The sequence below is a fragment of the Chromatiales bacterium genome, assembly GCA_024234935.1.
GTDB lineage: Bacteria > Pseudomonadota > Gammaproteobacteria > Steroidobacterales.
Window position 1 is genome coordinate 176,886 of record JACKNI010000003.1, and the last position, 13,129, is coordinate 190,014.

Annotated in this window: 13 protein-coding genes, 1 tRNA gene and 1 other RNA gene; 6 read left to right on the forward strand and 9 right to left on the reverse strand. The window is 62.3% G+C overall.

Features of this window, described 5'->3' with window-relative positions; translation table 11 throughout:
• Positions 1–13: 13 nt before the first annotated feature.
• Both H6979_09335 and H6979_09340 read right to left on the reverse strand, forming a co-directional pair.
• Positions 14–1,330, reverse strand: coding sequence for an aminopeptidase P N-terminal domain-containing protein (locus H6979_09335; GenBank protein ID MCP5140047.1), 1,317 nt, complete (start codon positions 1,328–1,330; stop codon positions 14–16).
• Between the two features lie 10 nt (positions 1,331–1,340).
• Positions 1,341–1,952 (reverse strand): UPF0149 family protein, encoded by a 612-nt coding sequence (locus H6979_09340; GenBank protein MCP5140048.1) that lies wholly within the window; start codon positions 1,950–1,952, stop codon positions 1,341–1,343.
• Between the two features lie 170 nt (positions 1,953–2,122).
• Between H6979_09340 and H6979_09345 the strand changes: the two genes are divergently transcribed.
• From H6979_09345 to rpiA, 5 genes are all read left to right on the forward strand, one after another.
• Positions 2,123–2,353, forward strand: coding sequence for a TIGR02449 family protein (locus tag H6979_09345; protein MCP5140049.1), 231 nt, complete (start codon positions 2,123–2,125; stop codon positions 2,351–2,353).
• Positions 2,350–2,667 (forward strand): cell division protein ZapA, encoded by a 318-nt coding sequence (locus H6979_09350; protein ID MCP5140050.1) that lies wholly within the window; start codon positions 2,350–2,352, stop codon positions 2,665–2,667. Before H6979_09345 ends, H6979_09350 begins: the two co-directional genes overlap by 4 nt.
• A 45-nt stretch (positions 2,668–2,712) precedes the next feature.
• Positions 2,713–2,898: non-coding RNA, 6S RNA (ssrS, locus tag H6979_09355), on the forward strand.
• Between the two features lie 14 nt (positions 2,899–2,912).
• Positions 2,913–3,527 carry a 5-formyltetrahydrofolate cyclo-ligase gene (locus H6979_09360; protein MCP5140051.1) on the forward strand — a complete coding sequence of 205 codons (615 nt, stop codon included), beginning with the start codon at positions 2,913–2,915 and terminating at the stop codon, positions 3,525–3,527.
• A 379-nt stretch (positions 3,528–3,906) separates the two neighbouring features.
• A complete protein-coding gene (gene rpiA / locus H6979_09365; protein ID MCP5140052.1) occupies positions 3,907–4,569 on the forward strand; it encodes a ribose-5-phosphate isomerase RpiA in 663 nt (220 codons plus the stop codon).
• Positions 4,570–4,628: 59 nt separating this feature from the next.
• Here the strand turns inward: rpiA and H6979_09370 are convergent.
• The 5 genes from H6979_09370 to H6979_09390 all read right to left on the reverse strand — a co-directional run bounded on the left by H6979_09370 (position 4,629) and on the right by H6979_09390 (position 8,107).
• Positions 4,629–4,702, reverse strand: a tRNA-Gln gene (locus H6979_09370).
• A gap of 32 nt (positions 4,703–4,734) precedes the next feature.
• On the reverse strand, positions 4,735–5,133 hold the full coding sequence (gene rpsI / locus H6979_09375) for a 30S ribosomal protein S9 (protein MCP5140053.1): 399 nt from the start codon (positions 5,131–5,133) through the stop codon (positions 4,735–4,737).
• A gap of 33 nt (positions 5,134–5,166) precedes the next feature.
• Positions 5,167–5,595, reverse strand: coding sequence for a 50S ribosomal protein L13 (gene rplM / locus H6979_09380; protein MCP5140054.1), 429 nt, complete (start codon positions 5,593–5,595; stop codon positions 5,167–5,169).
• A gap of 182 nt (positions 5,596–5,777) precedes the next feature.
• Positions 5,778–6,821, reverse strand: coding sequence for an AraC family transcriptional regulator (locus tag H6979_09385; protein MCP5140055.1), 1,044 nt, complete (start codon positions 6,819–6,821; stop codon positions 5,778–5,780).
• A 62-nt stretch (positions 6,822–6,883) separates the two neighbouring features.
• Positions 6,884–8,107: an acyl-CoA dehydrogenase family protein gene (locus H6979_09390; GenBank protein ID MCP5140056.1), complete on the reverse strand. Its 1,224-nt coding sequence runs from the start codon at positions 8,105–8,107 to the stop codon at positions 6,884–6,886.
• Positions 8,108–8,284: 177 nt separating this feature from the next.
• Here H6979_09390 and H6979_09395 point away from each other — a divergent pair, with 177 nt between their 5' ends.
• Positions 8,285–9,325 (forward strand): AraC family transcriptional regulator, encoded by a 1,041-nt coding sequence (locus H6979_09395; protein ID MCP5140057.1) that lies wholly within the window; start codon positions 8,285–8,287, stop codon positions 9,323–9,325.
• A gap of 50 nt (positions 9,326–9,375) precedes the next feature.
• On the opposite strand, the gene H6979_09400 is transcribed toward H6979_09395, so the two are convergent.
• Together H6979_09400 and H6979_09405 are read right to left on the reverse strand one after the other, a co-directional pair.
• Positions 9,376–10,620: a sodium:proton antiporter gene (locus tag H6979_09400; protein ID MCP5140058.1), complete on the reverse strand. Its 1,245-nt coding sequence runs from the start codon at positions 10,618–10,620 to the stop codon at positions 9,376–9,378.
• Positions 10,621–10,706: 86 nt separating this feature from the next.
• On the reverse strand, positions 10,707–13,124 hold the full coding sequence (locus H6979_09405; GenBank protein MCP5140059.1) for a xanthine dehydrogenase family protein: 2,418 nt from the start codon (positions 13,122–13,124) through the stop codon (positions 10,707–10,709).
• Positions 13,125–13,129 lie beyond the last annotated feature (5 nt).

The window sequence follows — 13,129 nt, forward strand, 5'->3', positions numbered from 1 at the left end:
GGCTTCCATCGCGTCATCGGGCTGCCGTGCCGATCATGGCTTCAATCGCATCCGGGTCGACCGGCAGATCACGGGTCATGACCTCGCATCCGTCCCTGGTCACGAGCACATCGTCTTCAATCCGCACGCCGATGTTCCACCACTGTTTGCCTATACCGCGGCTGCCGGCCGGAATGTAGATGCCAGGTTCGACAGTCAGCGTCATTCCGGGCTCCAGCACACGCCACTCCTCGGCAATCCGGTAGTCGCCGACATCGTGTACATCCATGCCCAGCCAGTGCCCGGTACGGTGCATGAAAAACCGCTGACAGGCACGCGTCCTGAGCAGATTGGCCAGACTGCCTTCCAGCAGACCCAGGTCCTTCAGTCCCTGCGTCACCACGCGCACAGCCGCCTCATGCGGCTGGTTCCATGGATTACCCGGGCGGACCTCGGCGATGGCCGCCTCATGCGCATCGAGCACAACCTGATAAACGGCTCGCTGTTCGGCAGTGAATCGCCCGTTGACCGGCCAGGTACGAGTTACATCAGACGCGTAGTAGTCGTACTCGCAGCCGGCATCGACCAGCAGCAAATCACCATCCTCCAGCTTCCGGTTGTTCGCATGGTAATGGAGGATGCAGCTGTTGGGTCCGGAACCGACGATCGGCAGATAGGATGGCCGCCCGCCCTGGCTGTGGAATTCATGCATGTACTCCGCTTCGACCTGGTACTCGTACAGGCCAGGCCGACAGATGCTCATCGCGCGGCGGTGCGCCTGAACGGCGATTCGCCCCGCCCGCCTCATCGCCAGAAGCTCTTCCCGGCTCTTGTAGAGCCGCAGATCGTGCAGAAAATGGTCGATGGCAATGAACTGATCCGGCGTATGCGTCGCGGCCGCGCTACCGTGCGAGCTGAGCGCGGACAGCCAGCCCGTCAGGCGCTGATCGAACTCCGGGTGTGCGCCCATCGTGTAATAGACACGCTCACTGTCGCCGATGATCTTCGGCAGGATGTCGTCCACCTTGCCAATGGACAATGCCTCATCCGCGCCAAACTGGCTGACCGCATTGGCAGGGCCGGCACGGGTCCCGTCCCAGGTCTCGCGCTGCGGATCGCGGTCACGGCAGAACAACAGGTACTCGCCGCCGGCCCGCCCCGGCGCCAGAACCGCCACTGCCTCAGGCTCGCTGAAGGCAGTCAGATAATAGAAGTCGCTGTCCTGCCGGTACGGATACTGAACATCGCGGTTGCGCATGCGCGGCTGGGCGGCTGGCAGGATGGCAATACTTCCCTTGCCCATCATGCGCATCAGTTGCCGGCGACGGCGGCTGAATTCCCCGGGATTCATTGTCCGAACTTCAGTGGCGTACAGCGGTGGCTACACGCTGCCGGACACCCGCCATCTCTTCAAAGACGAGCTGTACGCTCACGCGGACATATTCAACCAGCTCCGCCCAGTCAGCCTCCGCATCCCGGTCGCCTTCGTCTTCCTGATAGCCAAGCTGCGACATCTCCGCAAAATCCCGCACGATCTCCGCAATGGCCTCATGCCGGACGGCCTCGTCGGCATCGCCGAAACGCACCGCAAGCGCCAGGCCATAGTTGAAACCCTGGCACCAGGCAGCGAGCGCCGCCGTACGCTCCTCGAGCGGCTCGTCATCCGCGGGCAGCAGCGGCTGGAAACTCATGTCGCCAGCCTCCAGCGCTCTGGTACTGGCAGCCGCCAGCCCGCCGAGCAACGCCGCCGCTTCCTGAATGCCGGCAGAACCCTCACCGATTTCTTCGGCCGGCAGATCCGGCTCCTCGGCCGTTGTCAGGGTATCCGCGAGCCACGACGACTGCGCATCGGCACCGAGTACACAGGCGAGCCCGCACAGGCTGCCATGGGCCTCGGCCGGTTCCGTGACGGCCCCGGCGCGCCGCAGGGCGTCGTCTATGACATCGAAAGACAAGGAATTGCTGGCCGTCATGGCTGAACCAGGCCTTAAATCAGTGGTATTGAAACAGCGAAACAATCTGAACGACAGTCGGGACTTTTAACAACTTCGGATAGCCAGCCTATCCTAGCATCAGGCCCGGCACCGGGAGGCGGCCTGCCGGTATTTGACCGCTGCAGCAGGCTGACACTATATTGAGTTCCATGAGCAACACCCTTGAAAAGACCTTCAGCCGTGAACTCGAGCGCCTCGAACGGCGCCTTGATGAACTGGTATTGATCACCAACCAGCTCAAGGATGAAAACCGCTCCCTGCGCCAGCGCCAGGACACACTGATCGCCGAGCGCGCCACACTCTTGCAGAAAAATGAGCAGGTCCGTTCGCGGGTTGAGGCGATGGTCGGACGACTAAAGGCCATGGAGCACGGATCATGACACTGGAAGCCTCTACCCAGGTCAACATCAAGATCCTCGAGAAGGAGTATCAGATCTCCTGCCCCGTCAGTGAACGCGTTGCCCTGCTGAACTCGGCGGAACTGCTTAACGCCAAGATGCGCGAGATCCGCGACAGCGGCAAGGTGATCGGCCTCGACCGGATTGCGGTGATGGCAGCGCTGAACATGGCCAATGAATTGCTGCGCTCGCGCAACATCGGGGAAAGCCTTGAAGGCAACGCCAAGCTCCGGCTGCAGGCCATGCGCGAGCGCATTGAGGGCGCACTGCAGGCCGGACGTCAGCTCGACCTCTGACACGTCACATATTTTTATTCGGGCCCGTGTCTATAATGGAGCCGGTCCCTCCTGCGGTGTTCGACAGCGGCTTGATTGGTCTCTCGACCCTTAATCGTGCTTTCGGAATCGCAGGCTGTCGGTAGTCTGTGCATGACCGCCTCGTGCGGGAAGCCTTCTCTGCCGCGTTTGATTCCACCTGATGCTCCCGGTCGGTGAGCAGCAGGCCGCACCGGCACAGGCGGGAGGGGCCACCTTCCTTATCCATGACGAACGGCAAGGCACCTTCCAAATCACGGTACCGCCAGCGCCTGCTGGCGCAGCGCCGCGCATTGACTCCAGACCAGATGCACCAGGCAGCCCGGCGGGTCGCCGCCCGGGTCTGGCGCCTGCCGGTCCTGGCCCGCAGCCGGCGTTTGGCCCTGTATTTGCCGGTATCCGGCGAACTCGACTGCACTCCGGTCATCAGCGCAGCCTGGCGGCGCGGACGTGAAGTTTTTCTTCCCGTAATGGCGGGAACCGGGCTCCGCTTCGCGCCTTTTGCACCCGACAGCCAGCTGCTCTGCAACCGCTTCGGCATTCCTGAACCGGCCTGCAGTGCTGACGAGTGGCGCAGCGCGCGCGAGATGGATGTAATTCTTGCGCCACTTGTTGGCTTCGATGCAAACGGCTATCGACTCGGCATGGGCGGTGGTTACTACGACCGGACGCTGGCATTTCTTGCGCTGCGCGCAAATTTTCGCCGGCCACACTTCATCGGATTGGCTTATGCATTTCAGCAGATCGGAGCTGTTCCTCACCAGGAACATGATGTGCAACTTGAAGCAGTCGTGACTGATGCGGGCTGTTTCAGTTGCCGTTCCGGACCACAACAGGAGTAAAAAACTGTCTCTGCGGGTCTCCGACCAGCGAAATGCCCCTTGACCCGAATGAGAACCAAATCACCCCGGTTGCTGGAATTCTGCAAACTCTTGTATATACTCAGCCCCGTCTACCTCGACACGGAGACTGAAACTATGGCTACGAAGAAAGCTTCCAAGAAAAAAGTTGCTGCTAAGACCAAGAAGAAGGCCAAGAAAAAGGCCGCAAAGAAAAAGCGTTAGTTGCTAAACGCCGGCCAGAAATCTGAAAAGATTTCTGGCCGATCTTCGAAAGAAGATAACGCGCGAAATCGGTGCCCGCTTCGGCGGGCACTTTTTTTTGTACCCCCTTCCCGCGCTGCATACCTATAATCGGCCGGCAACAGTTGCGGAGACGCACATGGAACAGGCCGCCAGAAAGCAGCAGGCCGCTCAGGCCGCCCTTGAATTCATCAAGCCCGGCATGACGCTCGGCGTTGGCACCGGATCCACTGTCAATTACTTCATCGATGAACTGATCCGGTATCGGGATGACCTCGCCGCGATCGTCGCCAGCTCCAGGGCAACCGAAGCACGCCTGCGCGCCAGAGGGCTGACGGTCAGCGAACTGGAGGATGTGGGCGATCCGGATCTTTATGTGGACGGCGCGGATGAGGCCAACAAGCACTTCCACCTGATCAAGGGCGGCGGCGGCGCCCTGACCCGCGAAAAAGTCCTGGCAGCCGCCTCCCGGAAGTTCGTCTGCATCATCGACCAGTCGAAGTGGGTAGCCACCCTCGGCCAGTTCCCGTTGCCCGTCGAGGTAATTCCGATGGCCCGGTCCTGGGTTGCCCGACAGTTCCTCAAGGTGCGCGGGCAGCCGGTTTGGCGGGAGGGCTTTGTTACCGACAACGGCAACCACATCATTGATATACGCAACCTGCAGATCAGCAACCCGGTGGAATTTGAAACCCGCTTCAACCAGGTTCCCGGCATCGTTACCGTAGGACTTTTTGCCAACCGGCCAGCCGACGTGATTCTCCTGGCAGACGACAGTGGCATAAAGCGCATGGACCGGCGCTGAACTGCCGGCGACTGCCAGATGAAAAAAAAACGGCCCGCTCCATGCGGGCCGTTTCATATTGGCTGGGGGACTAGGATTCGAACCTAGGTTCTCGGAGTCAGAGTCCGATGTCCTACCGCTGGACGATCCCCCAGTGGGTGGGACGCATTATAGACCGGTCGAGAACTAGCGCTTCGAGAACTGGGTTGCACGGCGGGCTTTGCGCAGACCGACTTTCTTGCGCTCGACCTCACGTGCATCACGGGTCACATAGCCGGCCTTGCGCAGCTGGGGGCGCAGGCTCTCGTCGTAAGCCATCAGCGCGCGGGTCAGGCCGTGGCGAATTGCACCGGCCTGGCCGGTGATGCCGCCGCCGGCAACATTCACATTGACGTCAAACTGGCCTTCCAGTTTGGTCAGCTCCAGCGGCTGCCGGACGATCATGCGGGCGGTCTTGCGGCCGAAAAACACATCGATGGGCCTGGAATTGATGGTGATCTCGCCATTGCCACGACGAATGAATACCCGTGCGGTGGAAGCCTTGCGGCGGCCGGTGCCATAAAACTGGGTGGACTGAGTAGCCATCTGTGGTGGTGCCTGCTGGGTCTGGTTTGGGGGTTAGAGCTTCAGTACTTCCGGCTGCTGGGCTGCATGCTCATGTTCTGAACCGGGAAACACGCGCAGCTTCTTCAGCATTGCCGCGCCGAGGCTGTTCTTGGGCAGCATCCCCTTCACGGCCTTGGTAATGGCGCGCTCCGGGTGCTCCTGCATCATCTTGCCGAGGGCAATCGTCTTCATATTGCCGACGTAACCCGTGTGGTGGCGATACAGCTTGTCTTTCAGCTTGTTGCCAGTCACGCGGATATTTGCCGCGTTGATGATGACGATGTAATCGCCCGTATCGACATGCGGCGTAAATTCGGGCTTATGCTTGCCGCGCAGCCTGAAAGCCACCGCGGAAGCGAGGCGACCGAGCGTCTGACCTGTGGCGTCTACCACATACCAGCCGCGCCGCACCTCATGAGATTTGGCAGAAAACGTGCCCATTCGACACCTGTAACTAAATGCCTCGGCTGGACCCGGAAAACCGGACAGCCCTCGGCGAGGGCCGCAAAGTGTATGCGGGCCGGCGGGTTTTTTCAAATCGGCCGAGCCGGAACCTCCAGCCGCGGGGCACGAAGCCCCGGCGGGCGGGCGATCTGGTCACCTGGACCAGCCCGGAGCGACGGCTACTCGACCGCCAATCCCGGTCGCCGGCCCAGGGACTGGTCCCGGTATTCGCTGGGGGAAAGCCCCTCCCAGCTGCGGAATGCCCGGGAGAAGCTGCTGACATCTGCAAAGCCCAGCAGATAGGTCACCTCGCTGACCGAGTGCAGCCCCTGGCGGATGTAGAGCTGCGCCAGTTCCCGGCGGGTCTCGTTCAGCAGGTTCCGGTAACTCGTGTTGCGCGTCGCGAGCTTGCTCTGCAGTGACCGGTCGCTCATGTTGAGACGCGCCGCAACCTTCTCCTTGCTGCACTCACCGGACGGCAGCAACTCGATGAACAGGGCACGCACGCGCGCGATGATGTCGTCGCGGTCCATGCGCGCCAGCAGTGCCATGACCACGGCATCATTCTGCCGGGCGAGCTCGGCATTGGCGGCGGGCAGCTCCACGCTCATGTCGCGCAGATCGAGGATCAGACTGTTGGACGGACAGCCGTAGACGACCGTGGTACCGAAGAACTGTTCGAATCGCTGCACTTTTTCCCGTGGCCGTGGCCGGCACAGACATACGGACAGGGGCGCGAAGTCCGGCCGGTAGATCTCGCGCATGAAGCGCACCGCCGTGGCCATCCAGGCATCCTGCGGGTAGTACTGCTGACGGTCGATGGTGGCCGCCATGACCAGGCGGTACTCGGTGGCCGTGCGTTCCATCTGGCAGTCGGCATTGGTACTGACCAGCCGGAAATAGCGCACGACGCGCCGGCAGAAGGATTCGAGCGTACTGCTCGCGAGCAGCGAAAAGCCCAGCGCATGCAGCGAGGTCGCGTGTACGAACTCGGCGATGGACAGTCCGAAAGAGGGATCGTTGGTGGCCGCGTCTGCCAGCTCGTAGACGCGGCTCATGGCGGCGGCAGGAAAACGGGTGGTGGGAACGCGTGCGGCTGCGAGGTCGATGCCGGCGCTCGCAAAGATGGCCCGGCTGTCGAGGCCGCGCGCATCAAGCGCCTGGGCCACGGCAACGGCCCAGCCGGCAATGATGTGCGGATCCCTGGTCTCCTGCAGTTCCACGGCGTCGCCTCCCGGGTGACTATCGCAATAGTCGATCCCGGTCGGCTGAAACACAAGCCTGCTCAGAAAGCGCTGACGCCGGTGAGCTCTTTGCCAACCACCAGTTGGTGTACCGATTCCGTGCCCTCGTAGGTGATCACGCTCTCGAGGTTCAGCATATGCCGTACCGGCACATACTCGGCGCTGATACCGCCGCCGCCCAGCATGTCGCGGCAGTCCCTTGCGATATCGAGCGCCATCCGCACGTTGTTCCACTTGGCCAGCGATACCTGGGTGGGGTGCAGGCGACCTGAATCCTTGAGCCGCCCCAGACGCAGCGCCAGCAGCTGGGCCGTGCTGATGCGCCGCGCCATGTCGGCGAGACGTACCTGGATCAATTGCTTGTGCGACAGCGGACTGCCAAACAGACGCCGGCTCTCGGTATACGCCAGCAGCTCCTTCAGACAAGCCTGGGCGCTGCCGATCGGGCCCCAGCTGATGCCATAGCGGGCCTGGGTCAGACAGCTCAGGGGGCCACGCAGACCGGTCACACCGGGCAGCACATTGGCCTCCGGAATGCGCACGTTGTCGAAAAACAGCGCGGCAGTCACGGAGGCACGCAGCGACATCTTGTTTTCGATCTCGGGGGCCGCAAACCCCGCCATGCCCCGCTCGACCAGAAAGCCCTTGATGCCTTCGTCGGTATTGGCCCACACGACCGCAACATCGGCGATGGTGCCGTTGGTGATCCACATCTTGGAACCGTTGAGCACCCAGTCGCCACCCTGGCGCTTCGCCTGGGTTTTCATGCTCGCCGGATCGGAACCACCGTGCGCCTCGGTCAGTCCGAAACAGCCGATGGCCTCGCCGCGCGCCATCGCCGGCAGCCAGCGCTGCTTCTGCGCCTCCGAACCGAAGCTGTGAATCGGGTACATGACCAGGCTGCTCTGTACCGAAACGAAACTGCGCAGGCCGCTGTCGCCGCGCTCCAGTTCCTGACAGATCAGGCCGTAGGCGACGCTGTTGAGCCCCGCACAATCGTAGCCCTCGATACTGCTCCCCAGCAGGCCGAGTCCCGCGATCTCCTTGACCAGTTCCTGCGGGAAACGATGCTGCTCGAAGCATTCGCGAATGATTGGCAGTACCTGGTCGTCGACGAAGCGGGCGACGGTATCCTGGACCAGGAGTTCGTCTTCAGTCAGCTCGGAACGGATATCGAACAGATCGAGCGGATCCAGCGCCCGGCCCGGCTTTGCCTGCGAACTGGACCCGGCGACTGCGCCCGGCTTGGATACCGACTCGACCATGGTCATATGTCCTGCTGTGCTTCAGGGGAGAGGCGATTATTAACAAAGCGGTCCGTCCGCCCGTTATACGGTTTGCGCAGCCGCATTGGCCGAAGCAGCCGGAGCGGACCACACCCGCCCGCTCCGCGCTAGTATCCCCTGCGTCAGCGGCAAAAGTCCCGCTGCATCGAGGCCTGAATGGACGACATTACACACGAGCCCTTTGGCAGCCTGCGGCCCGTGCCGCCGGCCGGCATGCCATTGCCAGGCCAGCTGGTGCTGGAAACCGCTGACCTGCTCACGGCCCGTGATCACCTGTCCCGGTTCCTGTGGCCACACACGGTAATACCCACGGCACGACGGCCCCAGGTGGCCTTCCGCCACTGCAGCGCCAGCATCGGCCAGGTCTCGATGCACGCGCTGCACTACGGTGCAGCGGTACAGATCGAAGCGCACCCGGATGACTCCTATCTTTTTCTCGTCCTGCTGCATGGCGCCGGCACACTCAGCCAGGACGGCTTCACGGGACCACTGAACCCGCAGATCATCCGCGCCATGAACCCGACCGGACCAGCCACGATGCGTTTCGTCGCCGGGGAAGTGAACCTGACCTTGCGCATACCCTCCACACTGCTGCATGGCTGGCTTGAGGAGACCACCGGACAGCGCGTCCCCGCTCCCGTGTACTTTGAACAGCATTCAGATCCGGGCACCGGCAATGCCCCCGGGCTGCGGCGTTTTCTGCACTTCCTGTGCAGCGAATTTGAACAGCGCACCGCCGGCATCGTCAGCAGCCCGACGGTTTGCCGCCAGCTGGAGCGAACGCTGATCAGCCTGGTGATGATGGAATTGCCACACAACCACAGCGCAGCGCTTGATGCCGAACGTACGGGTCCGGCACCGGGCTATATCCGCAATGTCGAGCAGTACATCCGGAGCAATGCGGACCAGCCCGTCACGCTGCGCGATCTCGCCGGGATTGCCGGTGTCAGCGAACGAACCCTGCAGGCGGGGTTTCGGCGCTTCCGGCAAACAACGCCCATGGAGTATCTGCGCGACTACCGCCTGGATCTGGCGCACCAGGGACTTCTGGCTGGCGCCGTCGGCGGCCGCAGCGTGACCGACATCGCGCTGACCTGCGGCTTCAATCACCTCGGCAAGTTTGCGAAGTGCTACCGCGCGCGCTTTGGCGAAACACCCTCGGAAACCCGGCGTCGGGCGCTGACGACAACCATCTAGATATCCTGCCGGTTGCGCCCGCGAGTCCGGGCTGAATTGCAGCCCCGCATTCAGCCAGCGGCCTTTTTTCCGTAATGGCCGACCACGCGGTTGAGTGTCATGCCCTGCACCAGCACCGAGAACACAACCACCATGTAAGTTGCACCGATCAGGAGATCGCGCTGTGGTGACAGCGGCAGGGACAATGCCAGACCGATGGATATGCCACCGCGCAACCCGGCCCAGGTCAGTATCGGTATGGCGCCGTGGCTGAATTCGCGCCAATACCGCATCAGTGACACCGGCACGGCGACGCTGACGAACCGCGCAGCCAGCACAATCAACACGGCAGCGATGCCAATCAGCAGGTTCTGCGGTGTGGTCTTGATCACCAGCAGTTCGATGCCGATGAGAATGAACAGGACTGCATTCATGAACTCGTCAGTCAGCTCCCAGAACGCATCCAGGTGATTGCGGGTCTTTTCCGACATGCCGAAGGCGCGGCCATGGTTGCCGGTTACCAGACCGGCGACGACCACTGCTATCGGCGCTGAAACATGCAAGTACTCGCCGAGGCTGTAGGTACCGGCTGCCAGTGCCAGCGTCAGCAGAATCTCCACCGGATAGTTGTCGACCGTACGCAGCATCCGGTACACCGCGTAACCGCCCACACCACCCAGCAACGCGCCGCCCAGCGCTTCTTTCAGCAGGAATACCGCGACACCTCCCGGGGCCGGGTCGCCGGTGCCGGTCGCAATATCCAGCAGGGTCAGAAACACCACCACGCCAATGCCGTCATTGAACAGCGACTCCCCGGCAATCTTCGTTTCCAGCGATTTCACTGCGCCGGCATTCTTCAAGACACCCAGTACGGCGACGGGATCCGTGGGCGATATCAGCGCGCCGAACAGCAAGCCATATATGAACGGTATCTCCACACCGAGTGCTCCGGCCGTGGCCCAGAAAGCGACACCGATCAGTGCCGTGGCCAGCGCCACGCCGACTGTCGAAAGAACGGCAACGGGCAACAGCTGGGAGCGCAGGTCATTGAAATTGACGTGCAGCGCGCCGGCAAACAACAGGAAGGCGAGCATGCCGTGCAGCAGGGTTTCACTGAAGTCGATGGAACCGACCAGATCTGCCGCCAGACGTACGCCTGGCATACCGAGCTTGCCGAGCAGCACCGTGGTCAGCGACAGGACCAGCGCAATGACCATGAGCCCGATCGTGGAAGGCAGGCCCAGAAAGCGGTAATTGAGGTAACTCGCCAGGCCGGCCAGAACCAGCAGGATGGCAACAGCCTGGAAAATCGTCACGTGCGCCCGCCTGCGAAGAACAAAACAGATACCTCAGGCCATGCAGTATACCGGCCTCGGCGGCATCTCCCGGTCCGGGGACAGGGTCAGCGTTTCTCCACGCTGACCGCCTGCGCGCGATTCGGTTTCTGCAGGGCTGCATAGATGGCCGGCGGCGAATGGTGTGACTCGGTGACAATCACCCCGGCCTCATGCAGCGCATCCTGAACTGCGGCCGAAATGGCGTGCAGCGGCGCGCCACCGCCCTCACCCATGCCCTTCGCACCGTTGTAACTGAAGGGTGACGGCGTCTGGATGCTGCCGTAGGCGATGTCCGGGATGTTCAGCGAGGTGATCGGGCAGTAGTCGCTGAAGGTGCTGGTCAGCAGATTGCCGCCTTCGTCGTAGTCGAAGGTCTCCATCAGCGCAGCACCGATGCCGTGGCTCGTCGCGCCGTGCACCTGGCCGGCGACGATTTTCGGATTGATGACGGTGCCGCAATCGTCCACGGCCGAGTAGGCCAGAATCTGTGCGCGGCTGGTCTCGCGACTCACCTCGATCACCGCGATGTGCAACTGGGCGGCATAGGTCAGGGTGAGGTTGCCGAACTTGCGCTTCGTGTCCGGCACACGGAATGGCGGGCGATAAACGTGGCGGATGTTGAGCGTGACATCGGCCATGCGCTCGTCGAGCATCGCATTGTTGTTGTTGATGACGTTGCTCAGCTGCCAGTAACCGATCGCCTTGTCGGTACCGCGGACACGCACTTCAGGACCCTGCGCGCCGGTGCCGAACTCCAGCTGGTCCTCGGCAGCTTCGAGCAGGAAAGCGGCCAGCTTGCGCATCTCGGCTTTCAGCTTCTGACAGGCGCCATGCACGGCCGAGAGGCCGGTGACGGCAAACTGGCTGGCATAGGTGCCGGAGTGGCCGACGTAGGTATTCCAGGCCGTGTCGAAGCCCGACCTCACCTGCACCATCGAGGGGTCGATACCGAGTTCATCGGCGACCACCTGCGAAGTCGCAGTCTCGTGTCCCTGGCCCGACGGACCGGTGCCCAGGCAGACCACCAGCGCGCCATCGAAGTCGAGCCGCATGGTGCAGACCTCTGCATTGCCCGAAAACGGCAGATGCTGATTCATGATCTGCGCCTGACCGAAATTATTGGTACCGGAATCCAGCGTGGTACCGATGCCGATGCCGATCAGCCGGCCTTCTGCGCGCGCCGCTACCTGCATCTTTTTCCACTTGTCCCAGTCAACCAGCTGCTTGGCTTTTGCAAGCATCGCCGGATAGTTGCCGGAGTCGTACACGCAGCCGTTTGGCGTCTCGTAGGGAAATTCGGTGATGTAGTTGCGCAGGCGCATCTCGTCTGCCGGGATGCGCAGTTCATGGGCACATATATCGACGATGCGTTCCATGAACCAGAGATGCTGCATCCGCGAGTAACCGCGGTTCGGTACCGCCGGACACTTGTTGGTCACGGTCTGCGTGAAGTCGATACGCATGTTGCGCAGCTTGCAGGTAGCCGGCAGCACCTGGGACCAGATCACGCAGCCCAGCGGCTCATAGCGCGTGTAGGCGCCGCAGTCATCGATGTGCCGGGAACGCACGGCGGTGATCACGCCGTCCTTGTCGAGGGCAACCTCGGTATCGAGGAAGGTCCGTTCGTTGCCGTGCCCGCTGCCGAGCAGGTTTTCCGTGCGGAGTTCCGCCCACTTGACGCGCCGGCCACCGGCTTTTTTCGATGCCAGTGCCGCCAGCGCCATGTACACGTAGTTCCAGATCTTGTTGCCGAAGCTGCCGCCGATATCGTGGGTGCGGATGCGCACCTGGTCGACCTTCAGCCGCAGGCCGGGTGCCAGCAGCTGCTGGGCAAAACCGGGGAAGGAGTTGTTGCAGAGAAAATCGACCGTACCCTGGCGGGTCCACTCGGCCACGCAGGCGTTGCCTTCGAGCGGCGTACTCGCGTAGCGATGAAAGTGCATGCGCGGAATACGCACCACATGGGCTGCGTCGCGGAACGCCTTGTCCACATCACCGTATTCATACACGCCGTGCCAGGTTCGGTTGGTCCCCGCCGCTTCGTGCAGGACCACCTTGTCGGTGAGCGCCTCCTCGGCATCGACCACCGCATCCAGCATCTCGTAGTCCACATTGATCAGCTGGCCGGCATCCATCGCAATCGCCGGCGAGGTCGCGGCAACGGCAGCCACCGGTTCACCCTGGAAGATGGCCTTGTCGACAGCCAGCGGCAGGTCGCGGATCTTGTCGCAGGGCTCGGGGCCGAGCTGCATGTAGGGATCGCAGTGTTCAAGCACATCCTTGCCGGTCAGCACGCAGACCACGCCGGGCAGCGCTTCCGCTGCCGCCGTATCGATGTCGAGGATGCGCGCATGTGCATAGGGCGAGCGGAGTACATAGAGATGCAGCATCCCCGCGCCGAGTTCATCGTCGGCGAAGAGCCCCTTCCCGCGTACCAGCCGCTCGTCTTCCTTGCGCCGCAAGGAGGTTCCTACCCAACTCATGATGC